Below are 16,313 nucleotides of genomic sequence, written 5' to 3'. Positions count from 1 at the left end.
TGTTTTTTAGAATGTAAAATTAATACCGGCCGAATAGGACGTCGTATTGGGATAAGAGGCTCCGTTATCCGTATTTAATTCCGGATCCCACAACTTAAACCGACTGAGTGTAAATAGGTTATTCCCCATCACGTACACAGCAGCATTTTTCAGGTGTAATTTATTGACCCAATCTTTTGGCAGGTTATATGATATCTGCATAGTTTTCAAGCGCATGAAACTAACATCGCGTACCCACCATGTACTCGGCTGGAAATTATTGATATTACTGGAAGTTTCCGCACCATATGACAATCGCGGATAGAAAGCATTCTGGTTCGGGTTGTCTTCCGTCCACCGGTCGGCAATGTTGCTATACAGGTTGCCGGCACCACCACCGCCATTAAATGGCTGGATACTGCTTCCACTCATGATACGTTCAGCATCGTGAGCCCCCTGGAACATCATCCCCACTTGCAGGCTTTTCCAGCCTACCGTAAATCCGAAACCATATACCATTGCCGGCACATCACCACGACAGATGTATGTCTGGTCATAAGCATCAATCTGTCCATCGTTATTCAGATCTTTATACTTGATATCACCGGCTTTTACGGTGCCGAACTGGGATGCAAACGGTTTTGGCGTAATAGCTTTATTTGCGTCGGACAATGCGTTCCAACGGGCCATATCGTCAATTTCAGCCTGCGTAAACAGACCTTCGGCGATATAACCTTTCTTGGCGAGGATGTTACGACCATACTGGTTCATCCACTCATACCGTTGTTCCGGTAACTCGCCCTGGATCCATTTGTCTTTATTGTAGGTAAAGTTACCCCGTATCATCAACATCCAGTCCTTATTGAAATGCTTGGTATATTCTACCGTAGCATCAAAACCTTTGTTCTCTACGATACCGATATTTCCATAAGGTGCAGAAGTATTGTATCCGAGAAAAGAGGGTATTGAGTTTTCCCGTTTCAGAAGGATATTCTCGCGGCGTTCTTTAAAAATGTCGAAGATAACAGAAAGATCATCGTCAAGCAACTTCAGGTCAATGCCGAGATCTTGTTTGCGTGCTTCTTCCCATATCAGGTCCACAGCCATATTCAGTGTCTCATATCCCGAATATTTTGTACCGTTAGGTCCTAATTTGTACCCATAACTATCGTTTTCTTTCATTTGGTCCAGATACATAAAACGGCGGTCAGACACCTCGCTGTTACCTACTTTTCCATCTGTATAACGAATCTTAAAGAGTGATACCGCCCGTGATAACGGTTGCCAGAATTTCTCATTGGAGATCACCCATCCCACTCCAAATGCGGGGAAAGTTCCATAGCGATTCTTCGGTGAGAAGTTCTCGGCGCCATTGTAGCCGATATTGAACTCTGCAAAGTAACGGTCTTTCCATGAATAGGTAGCACGACCCGCAATACCCATCAGGCGATAGGGAATGGCCTCTTCCAAAGTACCTTTCGGGTAAAGAAGCCTTTGCTGCTGGTTGAAAAGAAACAGACCACTCACCCGGTGATCGTTAAAAGTCCGGTCATAATTCAACGAAGCTTCGAGATATGTTTTCTTATTGCCACTGGTCTCCTGACTGTAGCTTAATACATTGGTACCCGTATAAATCCTTTGCAGGATGGGTTGACCATTCAGGTCGTAAGGAACGTTGGTATCCAGGAAATAGTAAGTCGATTCGGCACGATCCTGATGCACATGTATTTCATTGTACACGTCAAATGCATACATGGCTGTCAGATTGAGACCCTGGATAAACATGCCCAGATCCTGGGTAACACGTAAGTTGGAGTAAATCTGGTTTTTGGTCAAATTATCGTACCCCCGGCGTGTGGCTTGCGAATAAGGATTATTGAAGTTATTATTTGAAGAACGTCCCGGCACGAATGGCTCACCATTTACAAAAAACATCTTCGGGTATTCTACCGGCGACACCGACATGGCGGCATTATATAAACTTGCCGAAGAGATAGCCGGATAGTTACCCTCACCCAGATATCCCTGGGCACCGATTTCCACTTTGGTGGATGGTGTGGCCTCAAGGCTCAGGTTGGTCGTGAAATTATAGCGGCTATATTTCATTTTCGAATCAAACGCACCTATATTCTTATCGGTGACCGTCATGCCTGTTTCGTTGAAATAGCTGACAGAGGCATAATAAGAGGCCTTCTCGCTACCTCCACGCACATTGACATTCACACGACGGTTATGTCCCCAGTCATTGAATATCTCGTTCAACCAATCCACATTCGGATACAGATAGGGATCTTTTCCCAGAATTGTATTCTGTATCTGCGACTCGGTATACCTTGTCGCCAATCCGTCATTCCTCAATGCCTCGTTGGCGGCTTTCATATAAGAAACCCCATCGGTGAGGTCCACCATTTTCGTAAACCGGGTGAATGACTCGTAATAGTCGGTACTGATAGTCGGTTTACCAATTTTACCGGGTTTTGTTTTAATGATGATCACACCGTTCGCACCCCGCACCCCATATACGGCCGTAGCAGAAGCATCTTTCAGGGTTGTCAGTGATTCTATGTCTTCCGGGTCAATATCATTGAATGACCGTTCCACGCCATCTACCAGGATCAAAGGTTTTGCCGTATTGGGAGTGGCAATACCGCGAATCCAGATATCCGCGGCATCCTTACCCGGTTCACCTGTCCGCTGCACAGCCACTACACCCGCCAATCGTCCGGCCAATACTGTAGTCAAACTTGCCGAAGGCGATTTGATATCTTCGAGTTTCAACGAAGACTGGGCCCCTATATTACTGATTTTACGCTGGGTACCATAACCGATGATAACTGTCTCTTCCAGTTCATTCACCTGTTCTTCGAGAATCACATCGTAAATGCTGGAGGAAGAATTGGTCCTGATCTCCACCGGGGTAAACCCTATGTAGGAGAAAAGGAGCACAGCATTTCTCTGGTCGATATGCAACTCATACAGTCCATCCAAATCGGTTATTGTACCGCCGGTTTTTCCTTCCACGGTAATATTCACCCCGATCAGGGGTTCACCTTTGACATCGGTAACGCGTCCACTAATCCTCCGCAATTGTGCTTGTTGAGCAACTTCACGGTTTTCGACTGTTCGTTTTTCCGAAATAAATACCTGACGGTCCGAAATGCGATAAGTGCAGGAAGTCCCGGACAATAATTCCGTCAGGATCTCTTCTATATTTTTCCCGCTCTGGTTGATAGACACCTTTCGGTCCAAATCTGATGTATCGTCTAAATAAAAAAAGACATACCCGAAGGTCTTTTCAATCCGATCCAACACTTCACGTACCGTTTCATTGGTGGCCCGAATCGATAGAGTCTTGTCATTTTGCGAATATACGGTATTACCGGCAAAAGACAGTGTCACACTCCAAAAAAGGAGGCAATACAGCACATAGGGAAATTTTTTCCCTCGTGCGTTCTTCACAATAAAGTTAAAATTTTTCATAACACTTTCATTATCATCTCAACTAAAGTTATTTATATACAAAAACTCACATTATCTGGCATTGATATAATAAGTTGCATTTGAGGTTTCGTACCGATAAGATAGGGGAATAATGAAATCCAGTCCGTCCAATACGGTTTCCAACGGATTATTCAAATCGATCTTTCCGGAGCATTTTACTTTTTCCAATGTAGGATCCACTTCGATATCAATCCCGTAGTACATTGACAACCGATTTATCACAAAACCAAAACCGGCACTCTCGAAATTATAAAATCCCTGTACCCACGAAATATATTTCCCGGCATCTACTTTTTTCACGGCATCGACACCCTCTTTCACGGCATATTTTTCGTCAGGCTTCAGAATAACTGCGTCATTGGCTCCCGACTGTACCTGCACTTTTCCTTCCGCTAACACCACCTGGCTGAATGTTTCCGATTCATAGGCCGTCACATTGAATTTGGTCCCCAACACCCGCACGTTCATATCTTTTGTTTTCACAAAAAACGGACGGTCGGGATCTTTGGAAACCTCCAGATAAGCCTCCCCATCTACGTAAACTTCCCGTTGTTTTTTATCGAACCGGGAAGGATAGACAACGCGGGTACCGGAATTTACCCAAATCCTTGAACCATCTGCCAGAGTCAAAACAGAGCGCTTACCGTGCGGCACAATCAGTTGGTTATAATTATCATCAACCTCTTTGCTGACAGTTTCTTTGCCCGCCCTGATTTCATGTTCTCCATACATAACAGAAGCCTCTTTATCTTCGATACGAATGATGTTATCCTCCGACAAAACCAATAAAACATCTCCATCAATATCAGAGACGCTATCTTTTGTATGAACGGCATATGAAGCGATATCCCTTTTGGTATTGCCGTGAAAATTCATAAAAAAGAAAATGCCAAGTATGGCTGCGACGGATGCAGCAGCCGACCATTTTACGATCCTGTAATTCCGGGTCCTTACACGCTTATGATTGGTTTTATCTATCCTGTTCCATAAATCGGCCACTTCATTATCACCCAACAGGATCCCGTCACCGGCTTTAACCGTTTCCAGATACTCCTTTGCCAGACAGAACTCATCAATATTGGCAGGATTGGACTTTTCAAAATCCTGCCAAAACAGAGCGGTCTCTTCATTGGGAGAATGAATGGACCGGATAAAAAACTCATCTTGCAAAAAATCTTCAAAAGCGTATACCGAAAAATCGGCATGTTTCTGGGTGAATTTCATATTTTGTCTAATAACAATTATATTACATTCACATCAACAGAAAGTATATCATTTTATACTCTTAATTTTTGCAAATAAACATTAATTAGACAACTTTTAGGGAAGACTTTGCTTTTTGATCAAATTTTTGATCCGGATCAGCGATCGTTGAATTGAATTTGCCACCGATTGGTATTGGATATTGGTAATTTTGCAAATCTCTTCTATACTCAGGTTCTTTACAAAACGGTAATACATGATTTCCCGTTGTCGTAAACTCAAGACGGACATGGCGGATTGCCATGTTTGGTTCAACTGACCATCTGATTCTTTACGGATATAGGAAGATTCAGGCGTTTCGGCATCGTCGCCGGTTTCGCCCCACTCATCCATTTCCTGGAGGGAAGAAATGGACCGATTCTTTTTAAGTTGATTAATGATTGTATTTTTGAGTGAAGTATTGAGGTAGGCACTTACATTATCGGTCATACTCAATGAAACCCTGTTGGCATATATTTTTATAAAGACATCATGAATGCAATCCTTCACCAATTCCCTGTCCGAAGAGAACAGCAACCCGTACCGGAAAAGGTCCTGTACCGTTTGCTTATAAATTTTTGCATAAGCGTCGGCATCTCCTTCAAGGAATTTTCCCCACAGATATGTGTCGGATTGTTTATTTTTTTCCATTTAAATCAGGGAATTCACTTTTTGCCCGGCAAAAATAAGACAATATTATCAGATATAAACGTCTACAAAAGAGGAAATGTATCAAAGTAAAAGCAAAAATCTATATCCGCAAAATATTTTACTGATCTCTTCAAGAAATTTTCAATACCCCCGATCCTTCCACCAATATGTGACACCTTATTGAAGGCAGTAAGCATAGTCGATATGAAATAAACCTTACGCATTCAGCTTAACGAAATAGTTCACTATATTTGTAGCATGATTTTCCAATGCAATGATATAAAGGTGAAGATGAACGAAGCGGGAAAAGAGAGAAAACCGTTTCTGTTTGCAATCGATTTTGAAATGGAGGAGGGATTCTTTATCTCAGATCCGATGTGCCAGTTCCAAATCCTGTTTGATATAAAAGGTACTTCCAATGCTTACACTTCGCTTCCCACCCTTCCGGAAGGATACCTGTTCGAGGCTAATCCCGAAAACTACGATACCTACCGGGCACGTTTTAAAGTGGTGATGGAGGGGTTGAAAAGGGGGGACTCCTACCTTGCCAACCTCACAATCAAGACCCCGCTGCAGAGCACACTTTCGACGGAAGATATTTTCCGGTTCAGTAAAGCTACCTATAAACTCTGCGTCCCCGGCAGATGGGTCTGCTTTTCTCCGGAATGCTTTGTATGCATAGCAAGGGGTAAAATACTCACTTTTCCCATGAAGGGAACAATTGACGCACTTTTACCCCATGCCCGTGAAGTTATCCTGCACGATCCGAAAGAGACGGCTGAACATAATACCATCGTGGATCTGTTACGTAACGACCTGAGCAAGACTGCTACCTCAGTAAAAGTAAACCGTTTCAGATATATAGATAAACTAAAAACAAACAAAGGACCAATACTACAGGTGAGTTCCGAAATCGAAGGTGCACTTCCGGAGGATTATTTCGATCATCTGGGTACGCTTTTCTTTGAACTATTGCCGGCTGGATCGGTATCGGGAGCCCCCAAGGAAGCGACCCTCCGGCTTATCAAGGAAGCAGAGAAGGAGCCACGGGGCTACTATACAGGGGTGGCCGGTTATTTCGACGGAGAAGTACTGGAGTCGTTCGTGCTAATCCGGTTTATCGAACAATGCGGTTCACAACTCTTTTTCCGCAGCGGCGGCGGTATTACCGCAAACAGTGATTGCCGGAAAGAGTATGAAGAATCCATTAAAAAAATATATCTTCCTTTTTAAATTTCACATGCTATGTTTTTAGAGACCATTTGCATACTTCAGGGTGAGATTCAAAACGGGCGGGGACACGCAGAACGGATGCAACGGACAGCCTCCGATTTCGGATTTAAATCTCCTTCACTGCCTGACGTCCGGGAACTACTCCCGGCTGAACTCAAAGATACGAAAGTAAAATGCCGGATACTCTATTATGATAGCATTGAAGAGATTTCATTTGAAAAATATATTCCCAGGAAAATCTCCTCATTAAAGTTGATGGAGGCTTTCGTCGATTACCCACTCAAGTTTGCCAACAGGGAACCATTTAATGACTTACTGGCAAAGAAAGGAGATTGCGACGAGATCCTTATTACCCGTGACGGTTTTATCACAGACACATCTTATAGCAATGTGGTGTTCAGTCAGGGGGAAAAGTATTTCACCCCGGAGAGCTCGCTCTTAAATGGCACTAAACGGCAGAATCTTATTCGCCAAGGAATTATATCGGAAAGAGTTATCCACCGCGATTCCCTCCCTGAGTATGACCATATCCACCTTGTCAATGCCATGCTGGATATAGAAGACGGAGTATGCCTCCCTGTCTGCAATATCATATATTAATCAAAAAACGGCATCCCTCTCTATGGAGGAATACCGCCTGACTATATATAGTAAATGTAATAAAATCTGCTGTTATCCGAAATCGTCGAACATGATCATTTCGGGTGGTACACCAAGACTGTCGAGCATTCGCTGTACAGCGGCGGCCATCGGGCCGGGACCGCACATGTAGTATTCGATGTCTTCAGGAGCATCATGGTCTTTCAGATATGTATCGTAAATCACCTGATGGACGAATCCGGGAGTGTACTTCACACCTGCTGCATCGGCTGCCGGATCAGGCCTGTCGAGTGCCAAATGGAACGAGAAGTTAGGGAATTCCCTTTCGAGTTCGTAGAAATCTTCCAGATAGAAGGCTTCAACCAATGCCCGTGCCCCATAGTAATAGGACATCTTGCGGTCGGTTGTTTTCAACGTTTTGGTCATGTGCATGATTTGCGAGCGCAGGGGAGCCATACCGGCACCACCACCGACCCAAAGCATTTCGCGTTTACTGTTGAGGACAGGATGGAAATCTCCATACGGGCCCGACATCATCACCTTGTCTCCCGGTTTCAGTTTAAAGATATAAGACGACACGATACCGGGATTCACATTCATCCAGGCACCTTTTTCCCGGTCGAACGGTGGTGTTGCCACACGCACATTGAGGGTAATGATATTCCCTTCGGCAGGATAGTTGGCCATAGAATAAGCGCGCACAGTATCCTCATCGTTTTTCGCTACCAGTCCCCACATGTTATTCTTATCCCATTCACCTTTATATTCTTCGTCGATGATGAAATCGGAATACTTGATCTCGTCATATTTAGGAACCCTGATCTGGCTGTATGAACCCGGTTTAAAGTCGATCTTTTCACCTTCGGGCAATTTCACTACGAATTCCTTGATGAATGATGCCACGTTGTGATTGGAGATAACTTCACATTCCCACTCTTTGATACCAAAGACCTCTTCAGGCACAATGATAGACATATCCTCCTTTACCTTCACCTGGCAACTCAGGCGCCAGTCATTCAACTGCTCCTTGCGGCTGAAATGCCCTTTCTCCGTGGGAAGGATTTCGCCTCCCCCTTCTACTACGCGACAGCGGCATTGGCCACATGTTCCCCCACCTCCGCAAGCGGAAGAGAGAAAAATATTCTGTGATTGTAACGTATTCAACAGGGTGCTACCCATCGGCACATCTAATTCTTTTTCATTATTCACTGTGACCTTTACATTACCTGATGGCATTAACTTTGCTTTGGCTATAAGAATGATCACCACAAGCACCAAAATGATCAGCAGGAACACAATGACACTCGCCCATATCGTCAATCCACCCGCGCTCAATAATACACTCATATTATAATAAATAATTTATTGTTGTCTGTTGTCGATTAAATGTCAATCCCTGAAAAACTCATAAAACCAATGGCCATCAATGCAGTAACGATAAAGGTTATCCCTAATCCCTTCAAAGGTTTGGGAACATTGGAATACTCCAGCTTTTCCCTGATAGCAGCCATACCGACAATAGCCAGCATCCAGCCGATCCCGGAACCAAAAGCATAGGATGTGGCCATCCCTACATTGGCAAAATCACGCTGTTGCATAAACAATGAGCCACCAAGGATCGCACAGTTTACAGCAATTAGGGGAAGAAAAATCCCCAATGAGTTATAGAGGGCGGGACTGAAACGCTCAATAACCATCTCTACAAGCTGGGTAATCGATGCAATGATAGCTATAAAGATGAGCAGACTAAAGACACTCAGATCAACGTCGGCATACTCTTCTCCCAGCCATTGCAAGGCACCCGCTTTCAACACATAATTTTCCAGCAAATAATTGACCGGCAAGGTAAGTACCAATACAAAAGTAACTGCAATTCCCAAACCTAATGCTGTTTTCACGTTTTTCGACACCGCCAGGAAAGAACACATTCCCAGGAAGTAGGCGAAAATCATATTGTCGACAAATATCGATCGTACAATCAAACTAATTGCATCCATAATATTTTTTTATTTAATTGGTCTCTTCCTGTAATTCCTTATTTTTCGACCTGTGTACCCATATAATACAAGCCACTAACAATATTGCCATTGGAGCAAGCATCATCAAACCGTTGTTTTCATAACCGGCATCATAGAGCCCCTGCGGTATTACCGGGTAGCCCAGCAAGGTACCGGATCCCAGAAGTTCGCGGAAGAATCCTACTACTATCAATATCGCTCCATAACCTAATCCATTGCCGATTCCATCCAGAAAAGAAGGCCACGGACCGTTACCAAGAGCGAATGCTTCAAGGCGCCCCATCAAAATACAGTTTGTCACAATCAATCCGACGAATACCGAGAGTTGCTTATTCACATCGTAGGCAAATGCTGCTAAAACTTCACTGACAATGGTCACCAATGCCGCCGCAACCACTAACTGCACAATAATACGAATACGGTTAGGAATTGATTTGCGCAACAACGATATGATCACATTGGCAAAAGCCACTACAATGGTCACAGCAATCGCCATAACAATCGAAGGTTCGAGTTTAGAGGTTACTGCCAGTGCGGAGCAGATACCCAATACCTGTACGATGACAGGATTATTTTTATTCAACGGTCCCAATAAAACCGCTTTTGTCTTACTTGATAATGCCATTTTCTTTCTCTATTATATTTTCATTGACAAAATTGTACCACCCTTATTGATTGGCAGTGCGTAAGTTCATTAAAAAATTCTTATATCTACCCACGCTATTCAACAACATATCATCTACCCCTTTACTGGTAATAGTTCCACCTGAGATACCATCCACATAATCTCTTCTGGTATTGGTTTGTCCGGGTTTTACTACAGCTACCGAGGTGAATTCATTCTCCCTGAAAAGATTCTTACCCTGAAACTGATTTCTAAAATGAGGCGTTACGATTTCGGCTCCCAACCCCGGGGTTTCTCCCGCATGACCAAATTCTGAACCGTAAATGGCACTTCCATCAGCCTCGATGGCCAGATAACCCCAGATAGCCCCCCACAGACCGGTACCGCTCATAGGAATAATATACTTGGTAGAACCGTCTACTTCGGCTTCATAGACCGGCAATCCCTTTGCCTGGGCATCACCCAACTCAGTTGAAAAAGCCGGATCATCAGGCGTAATTCCTTCAGTGCCTTCCAGCCTCTTCCCCTCATCATTGACAAGATAGGCGTTCTTTACCAGTTCGCTATATTTATTTTGTGTATCCGCAGCGGTCACCTCCAAGTTGAGAGAACGTAATATCTGCTGCATTTTATCGGTATTTTCGTTTGCAATCTGCTTATCACTCAGTACCTGATGAGTGAAAGCCAATCCAAGCGCCACTATAACCACCATTACTGATGCATATATGATCGTATATCCACTACTTTCTCTGTTCATAATTGTTCGATTATTAGTCAATTGATTTTCAGTTGTTATTCAATTGTTATTCAGTTGTTCGATGATATTTACGTGCGAAGCACAAAATAAAGTGAAGCATGAATAACGGCGAAACCGAAAGTGAATAACTTATTTTGTAACTGTTGCCCGTTTCATACGACGTTTGATATTGGCGTCGATCACATAGAAATCGATCAACGGCGCAAACGCATTCATAAAAAGGATTGCCAACATCATTCCTTCAGGATATCCGGGGTTGAACACCCGGATGGTTATTGCGAGTAACCCGATAAGGAAACCATAAATCCATTTTCCTCTTTCAGTCCTCGCGGATGTTACCGGATCAGTCGCCATAAATATGGCACCAAAAGCAAATCCACCTAATAGAAAATGATAATATACAGGCATCTCCATAATAGCATTTTGTGCGAACGAGTTCACCAGTAACACAGCAACAAGACCTCCGATAAATACCGAAAGCATGGTCTTCCAGCTCCCGACTCCGGAGGCTATCAGGATAACCGCTCCTAGCAAGATGGCCAAGGTGGATACCTCTCCGATAGACCCCGGAATGAATCCGAAAAACATATCGCTGAGAGAGAGAGGTTGACCGGTAATACCATTGAAAGCAAAATCGGAAAAATTTCCTGCTTCGGTAGTAGCAATTTGTCCTAACGGGGTGGCTCCCGAATAACCATCGATTACAGCACCTTTCCCCATTCCGAAAGTATCGGCAGTACGAACCCATACCTGGTCACCCGACATTTTTGACGGATAGGAAAAGAAAAGAAATGCGCGCGTAATCAATGCCACATTGAAAATATTATATCCGGTACCGCCGAATACTTCTTTCGCAAATATCACAGCGAAGGCTGTAGCCACGGCAATCATCCACAAGGGAGTATCTACCGGCACTATCATCGGGATAAGTATTCCGGTAACAAGAAATCCTTCAGCCACCTCTTCTTTTTTCATCTGGGCCATAGCAAACTCGATTCCGAGTCCGACCACATAAGAAACAACTATCTGGGGCAGTACTGCCAGAAAGCCATAAAAGAATCTGGTAAGGAATGTTACTTCCTGACCGATGGCCATATAATGTTGTAATCCCACGTTATACATACCCACCAGTAATGCGGGGATCAATGCAAGAATCACAATGATCATCGTGCGTTTTGAATCACGCGCATCATGGATATGTACACCCGATTTCGATGTCGTGTTGGGCACGAAGAGGAACGTCTCAAATGCATCGTATGTAGAATAGAGCCAATGCAGTTTTCCGCCTTCCTCGAAATTCGGTTTGATCTTATCAAGATACTTTCTTAACGCTTTCAAAGTTCTGTTATTTATGAGTTATATATTCTTTTTCGATTTTATTCCATCTCTTTACGCAGCAAGTCAAGCCCCACACGTACAATACGCTGCAATTCCAGTTTGGAAGTATCCACAAACTCGCACAAGGCGAAATCTTCTGGTGCCACTTCGTATATACCCAATTGCTCCATTTTATCGATATTGAATGCGATAATGGATTTGATAAGTTGTTCAGGATAAATATCCATGGGGAACACCTTATCATATTCATTGGATACGATAATAGCCCTTGGTCCACCTAACAGACGGGCATCAAGGCGATATTTCTTCTTGTTATAGGTAGGATAGGTACATCCGGCACTGTAACGCTTTGGAGAAAGAGATGCCCAGCCAAAAGCTTCATGCACATCATCGCCTTCGGGAATAACGGTGAGTTGCGCATCATATGCCCGGAGAACGCCGTCCGCATCAATCTTGGTGCCTGTAAGGGGGTTTCCACTGATGTATCTTAATGAGATTCCTTCCGTCACGTTGTCTTTAAAAATCGAATTCAACTGTGTTCCTACCGACATCTGGTAGTATCCGGTCTGTTTCACTTCAGAGCCGGTGAGCGCCACTGTACGGGTAAGATCCACAATCCCTTCGTTGAAAAGACGACCGATCAGCGCTACATCCGGCGCACTAAGCGTCCATACGGTTTCGCCCCTGTTTATCGGCTTAATATGATTGATCTGCACACCTACATTTCCAGCCGGATGCGGTCCGCCGAATTCAGTAATCACTACATTTCCTGCTTCCCGCAATGCCTTGTTGGTGGTTTTTGGACTGACAGAGAGGTATACTTTCCCCGGCGTCAGTTTTGCCAGGGCATCGAATCCGGTTTGCAGGTCGGCTTCACGACCATTCAATATAAAATCGAAGGAAGGAGCCAGCGGCGCCGTATCGAATCCGGTCACAAATATATCGCGTGGTTCTTTTCCCGGGACAGCTACCACATCATAAGGGCGCTGTTTGATAAGGAACCAGATGCCGGCATCAAGAATGGATTTCTTTACCTCTTCACCGGAAAGAGAGGCTACTGTTTTTTTACCAAAATCCTCATATTGCACGGCACTGTCGGCTTTCACCTCAACGTAAAGGATGCGCCGTTTTTCTCCGCGTTCAATAGCCGTTACAATACCACTGACGGGTGATGCAAAAGAAATTTCGGGATAATTCTTATCATAGAACAGGGAAGTTCCGGCCTTTACGGTGTCATCTACTTTGACGGTTAATTTGGGTGTAACGCCATGAAAATCTTCCGGGCAAATTCTCACATATTCACTCGTCACCTTGCCCCTTAGCGTCCCTTCAGCTTCGCCAAGCAGTGGAATTTGTAAGCCTTTCTTAATTTTTATTCGATTAGCCATATAAAATTATATATAATCTTTTTGATTAACCAATGATAAATCAAAGGGTTAGAAATAAGCTGTGTATGATTACGAAAGGAGCGCCTCCTTCAGTGTCGCAAAGATACATTTTTTCCCTTCAAAAAAAGAAAAAATAAAAAGAAATTGGAGAAAAAATTCTCCAATTAAGTTTTCTAAAATGATTTTGAAGGATTTTTATGACAAAATGTACTTATTTTTCAGAGATACCAGCCATTTCCGGGTCGATCATGATCCTCCCACAGTATTCGCAAACAATAATTTTCTTGCCCAGTTTAATATCCATCTGTTTCTGAGGCGGGATCTTATTGAAACATCCTCCACAAGCACCACGCTGGATAGGTACAACGCCCAACCCATTACGGGCGTTCTTGCGAATTCTTTTAAACGCTGTTAACAAACGGGGCTCAATGGTCGCCTCGGTCTTTTTTGACTTCTCACGGATTTTTTCTTCCTGAGCTTTGGTTTCCGAAACAATATCGTCGAGCTCTTTCTTTTTATGCTCCAAATCCGATGTTTTATCTTTCAGAAGGCCGTTGGCTGCCTCAATCTGCTCTTTAATGGATGTTGACTGCTGCGCATATTCACGAATATGTTTTTCTGAAAGTTCTATTTCAAGGGTTTCAAATTCAATCTCCTTTGTGAGGTGATCATACTCCTTGCTGTTACGCACATTTTCAAGCTGTTTGTTATATTTCTCAATTTTTGATTTACTGGTTTCTATTTTCCCCTTCTGCAACTTCGAGTTTTCATCGAGCTGTTTGAGTTCCAGTTCAAAATTGTTGATACGTGTCCCCAACCCTGCAATCTCATCATCGAGGTCCGCCACCTCAAGCGGAAGCTCCCCCCGCAAGGTTTTAATCCGGTCTATTTCGGATAAATACGATTGAAGCTTGTAAAGGGACTTCAACTTATCTTCTACCGACACTTCCTGTTCAACACTTTTCTTTCTTGTCGCCATAATCTAAATATAATTTTTATTGATGATGCTGTCTATTCAGCAAAAAATGCAGCAATAAACGACTTTACAATCGTCTTATTACCACATCTTTCCGTAACTGCGGGAACAAGTCTGACCGCTTTCTTTTACAGATATTTCACCGGATTCGAATCGAACGCCGATTTATGTAATGCAAAGGTAGGGAATTTTCCGGAAATAAGATCAAAAAATATCTCTTTTGTACAGATTTCCGATTCATAATGTCCTACTACTGCAAGTAGTATTCGTCCCTCCACATCGTAAAAATCATTGAATTTTGCTTCGCCGGTAATAAAGGCGTCAGCTCCATAAGCAATTGCCTTGGGGATAAGAAATGCCCCTGCTCCTCCACAGAGGGCCACATCACGGATTTCCCGCCCCTGCATTTTTGAATGTTGTATGGTAGGCAAATTAAAAATATCTTTGAGTAAATAGAGGAACTCTTGTTCAGGCATCGGTTCCGGAAGGACTCCCACTACCCCGCTGCCGTGCCGGGGCCAGTTATTGGCAATAGGATAAAAATCAAATACAGGTTCTTCATAAGGGTGCACCGCCAGGAGTGCCCGTAATACCTCATCCCTTTTCATGACAGGGATAACAGTCTCTATCCTTACCTCCGATTCAAAATGAAGACGGTCGATCTCACCCACGTGCGGGTGGGCACCTTCCTTTGCGCGGAACGTACCTTCCCCTGATAGGTTATAACTGCAACTATCGTAATTCCCGATATGTCCTGCCCCTGCATTGAAAAGGGCATTCCTCACGCTTTCCACATGCTGGAGCGGTACGGTGGTGACAAATTTCAACAATGCATTCTCAAGGGGTTGCAGGATTTTTACATTTTGCAGTTCAAGCATCTCTGCCAACTTATAGTTGACACCCCCCCGCGCATTATCCAAATTGGTATGTGCAGCATAGAGTGCGATATCATGCCTGATGGACCGCATCATACATCGCTCCACATAATTTTTTCCGGTAAGTGATTTGAAAGACCGGAAGGCGAGGGGATGGTGTGAAATAATGAGATTACAACCCAGTGACAATGCCTCATCTATCACATCCTCGGTTACATCGATACATAGTAGGATACCGGTTGCTTCCCGGTTCACATCGCCCACTTGCAATCCGCTATTGTCATAACTCTCCTGCAACGGCAGTGGAGCCAATTGCTCAATTACCTGAATAATCTCTTTTATTCTCATTCTGGAGTGAAGGTTATTATAAAAATCATTATGCTGTGGCAAATATACAAAATTTTATGAATTCTGATAATCGACATCCAAGCATTCAGAGGATATTATTTAAAAAATCATTACAATTAATTTGCAATTATTTAATTTAAATTTATCTTTGCATTTTTAATACAAAACGATGTAAAAAAAGCCATAAAACACAACAAGCATTAATATATATTTATGAAACATTTATTTATGAAGTTATGAACTCAAAAATTATTTTATTATTCGCAGTGATTTCCGTGTCATCTTTATCTTTTGGTCAAATAAACAAAGGTAATTGGATCGTTTCCGGAAATTCAATACTCCAAGTTTCTTCCTCAAAAGTTGAAGGATGGGGCTCATCTACTACCACGGTTGTCTTCAGTCCATCTGTGGGATACTTTGTCACTGACGGGTTATCTGTAGGAATTTCTGCAAGTATATTAAACACAGAAGGTAGCACACTATATTCCGTCCTCCCCTCTGCCTCTTATTATTTTGATAATCAAAGCAATATAAAACCGTTTATCGAAGTTGGCATTGGATATGGTGGCCTAAGTGAGGATGGCGAATCTATAGGAGGTTTGGCACTGGGTGCGGGAGCAGGAATCATGTACCTTATCAATAAAAATATCGGATTAAACCTTGGATTTCAATATCTTAGAGGAGACTATGATGGGTTAATAAATAATACTTTCGGTGGTACAATAGGATTTTCCCTTTTCTTTTAAGAAATTCAAGGCTAAACTGAGTTGTAAGGGAGGCTT

At 43.2% G+C, this 16,313-nt stretch carries 14 protein-coding genes; 3 read left to right on the top strand and 11 right to left on the bottom strand.

Translation table 11 applies throughout. The annotated features are described in order from the left end of the window. Positions 1–6: 6 nt before the first annotated feature. The 3 genes from B4G81_RS14505 to B4G81_RS14495 all read right to left on the bottom strand — a co-directional run bounded on the left by B4G81_RS14505 (position 7) and on the right by B4G81_RS14495 (position 5,373). The gene (locus tag B4G81_RS14505; protein WP_294083732.1) at positions 7–3,459 is read right to left on the bottom strand and encodes a TonB-dependent receptor; all 3,453 of its coding nucleotides are present in this window, start codon (positions 3,457–3,459) and stop codon (positions 7–9) included. 51 nt (positions 3,460–3,510) lie between these two features. Then, positions 3,511–4,704, bottom strand: a complete 1,194-nt coding sequence (locus B4G81_RS14500; protein ID WP_294083730.1) for a FecR family protein — start codon at positions 4,702–4,704, stop codon at positions 3,511–3,513. A 96-nt stretch (positions 4,705–4,800) separates the two neighbouring features. Then, on the bottom strand, positions 4,801–5,373 hold the full coding sequence (locus B4G81_RS14495; protein WP_294083728.1) for an RNA polymerase sigma factor: 573 nt from the start codon (positions 5,371–5,373) through the stop codon (positions 4,801–4,803). A 258-nt stretch (positions 5,374–5,631) separates the two neighbouring features. Between B4G81_RS14495 and B4G81_RS14490 the strand changes: the two genes are divergently transcribed. Both B4G81_RS14490 and B4G81_RS14485 read left to right on the top strand, forming a co-directional pair. After that, positions 5,632–6,606 (top strand): aminodeoxychorismate synthase component I, encoded by a 975-nt coding sequence (locus tag B4G81_RS14490; protein WP_294083726.1) that lies wholly within the window; start codon positions 5,632–5,634, stop codon positions 6,604–6,606. Positions 6,607–6,618: 12 nt separating this feature from the next. After that, complete coding sequence (locus B4G81_RS14485; protein WP_294083722.1) at positions 6,619–7,206, top strand: aminotransferase class IV; 588 nt, start codon at positions 6,619–6,621, stop codon at positions 7,204–7,206. 72 nt (positions 7,207–7,278) lie between these two features. Here B4G81_RS14485 and nqrF read toward each other — a convergent pair whose 3' ends face one another. From nqrF to B4G81_RS14445, 8 genes are all read right to left on the bottom strand, one after another. Next, positions 7,279–8,553: an NADH:ubiquinone reductase (Na(+)-transporting) subunit F gene (nqrF, locus tag B4G81_RS14480; protein WP_294083720.1), complete on the bottom strand. Its 1,275-nt coding sequence runs from the start codon at positions 8,551–8,553 to the stop codon at positions 7,279–7,281. 35 nt (positions 8,554–8,588) lie between these two features. Beyond that, positions 8,589–9,203 (bottom strand): NADH:ubiquinone reductase (Na(+)-transporting) subunit E, encoded by a 615-nt coding sequence (gene nqrE / locus B4G81_RS14475; protein ID WP_294083718.1) that lies wholly within the window; start codon positions 9,201–9,203, stop codon positions 8,589–8,591. Positions 9,204–9,216: 13 nt separating this feature from the next. Continuing rightward, on the bottom strand, positions 9,217–9,849 hold the full coding sequence (locus B4G81_RS14470; RefSeq protein WP_294083716.1) for an NADH:ubiquinone reductase (Na(+)-transporting) subunit D: 633 nt from the start codon (positions 9,847–9,849) through the stop codon (positions 9,217–9,219). Positions 9,850–9,892: 43 nt separating this feature from the next. Then, positions 9,893–10,606: an NADH:ubiquinone reductase (Na(+)-transporting) subunit C gene (nqrC, locus tag B4G81_RS14465; protein ID WP_294083714.1), complete on the bottom strand. Its 714-nt coding sequence runs from the start codon at positions 10,604–10,606 to the stop codon at positions 9,893–9,895. Positions 10,607–10,735: 129 nt separating this feature from the next. Next, on the bottom strand, positions 10,736–11,944 hold the full coding sequence (locus B4G81_RS14460; RefSeq protein ID WP_294083712.1) for an NADH:ubiquinone reductase (Na(+)-transporting) subunit B: 1,209 nt from the start codon (positions 11,942–11,944) through the stop codon (positions 10,736–10,738). A gap of 38 nt (positions 11,945–11,982) precedes the next feature. Then, positions 11,983–13,332 (bottom strand): Na(+)-translocating NADH-quinone reductase subunit A, encoded by a 1,350-nt coding sequence (locus B4G81_RS14455; protein ID WP_294083710.1) that lies wholly within the window; start codon positions 13,330–13,332, stop codon positions 11,983–11,985. 211 nt (positions 13,333–13,543) lie between these two features. Then, positions 13,544–14,311: a zinc ribbon domain-containing protein gene (locus tag B4G81_RS14450; protein ID WP_294083708.1), complete on the bottom strand. Its 768-nt coding sequence runs from the start codon at positions 14,309–14,311 to the stop codon at positions 13,544–13,546. Positions 14,312–14,436: 125 nt separating this feature from the next. Continuing rightward, positions 14,437–15,531 (bottom strand): Nif3-like dinuclear metal center hexameric protein, encoded by a 1,095-nt coding sequence (locus tag B4G81_RS14445; protein ID WP_294083706.1) that lies wholly within the window; start codon positions 15,529–15,531, stop codon positions 14,437–14,439. 236 nt (positions 15,532–15,767) lie between these two features. Here B4G81_RS14445 and B4G81_RS14440 point away from each other — a divergent pair, with 236 nt between their 5' ends. Next, positions 15,768–16,277, top strand: a complete 510-nt coding sequence (locus tag B4G81_RS14440; protein WP_294083704.1) for an outer membrane beta-barrel protein — start codon at positions 15,768–15,770, stop codon at positions 16,275–16,277. Positions 16,278–16,313 lie beyond the last annotated feature (36 nt).

Origin of the sequence: Proteiniphilum sp. UBA5384, from assembly GCF_002410825.1 — a bacterium.
Lineage (GTDB): Bacteria > Bacteroidota > Bacteroidia > Bacteroidales > Dysgonomonadaceae > Proteiniphilum.
This window is presented reverse-complemented; position numbering and strand designations above follow the sequence as displayed.

Bases quoted from the DNA above. Each gene is read 5' to 3' on its own strand.
- B4G81_RS14505 (WP_294083732.1), bottom strand. From the start codon at position 3,459: ATGAAAAATTTTAACTTTATTGTGAAGAACGCACGAGGGAAAAAATTT.
- B4G81_RS14500 (WP_294083730.1), bottom strand. From the start codon at position 4,704: ATGAAATTCACCCAGAAACATGCCGATTTTTCGGTATACGCTTTTGAA.
- B4G81_RS14495 (WP_294083728.1), bottom strand. From the start codon at position 5,373: ATGGAAAAAAATAAACAATCCGACACATATCTGTGGGGAAAATTCCTT.
- B4G81_RS14490 (WP_294083726.1), top strand. From the start codon at position 5,632: ATGATTTTCCAATGCAATGATATAAAGGTGAAGATGAACGAAGCGGGA.
- B4G81_RS14485 (WP_294083722.1), top strand. From the start codon at position 6,619: ATGTTTTTAGAGACCATTTGCATACTTCAGGGTGAGATTCAAAACGGG.
- nqrF (WP_294083720.1), bottom strand. From the start codon at position 8,553: ATGAGTGTATTATTGAGCGCGGGTGGATTGACGATATGGGCGAGTGTC.
- nqrE (WP_294083718.1), bottom strand. From the start codon at position 9,203: ATGGATGCAATTAGTTTGATTGTACGATCGATATTTGTCGACAATATG.
- B4G81_RS14470 (WP_294083716.1), bottom strand. From the start codon at position 9,849: ATGGCATTATCAAGTAAGACAAAAGCGGTTTTATTGGGACCGTTGAAT.
- nqrC (WP_294083714.1), bottom strand. From the start codon at position 10,606: ATGAACAGAGAAAGTAGTGGATATACGATCATATATGCATCAGTAATG.
- B4G81_RS14455 (WP_294083710.1), bottom strand. From the start codon at position 13,332: ATGGCTAATCGAATAAAAATTAAGAAAGGCTTACAAATTCCACTGCTT.
- B4G81_RS14450 (WP_294083708.1), bottom strand. From the start codon at position 14,311: ATGGCGACAAGAAAGAAAAGTGTTGAACAGGAAGTGTCGGTAGAAGAT.
- B4G81_RS14445 (WP_294083706.1), bottom strand. From the start codon at position 15,531: ATGAGAATAAAAGAGATTATTCAGGTAATTGAGCAATTGGCTCCACTG.
- B4G81_RS14440 (WP_294083704.1), top strand. From the start codon at position 15,768: ATGAACTCAAAAATTATTTTATTATTCGCAGTGATTTCCGTGTCATCT.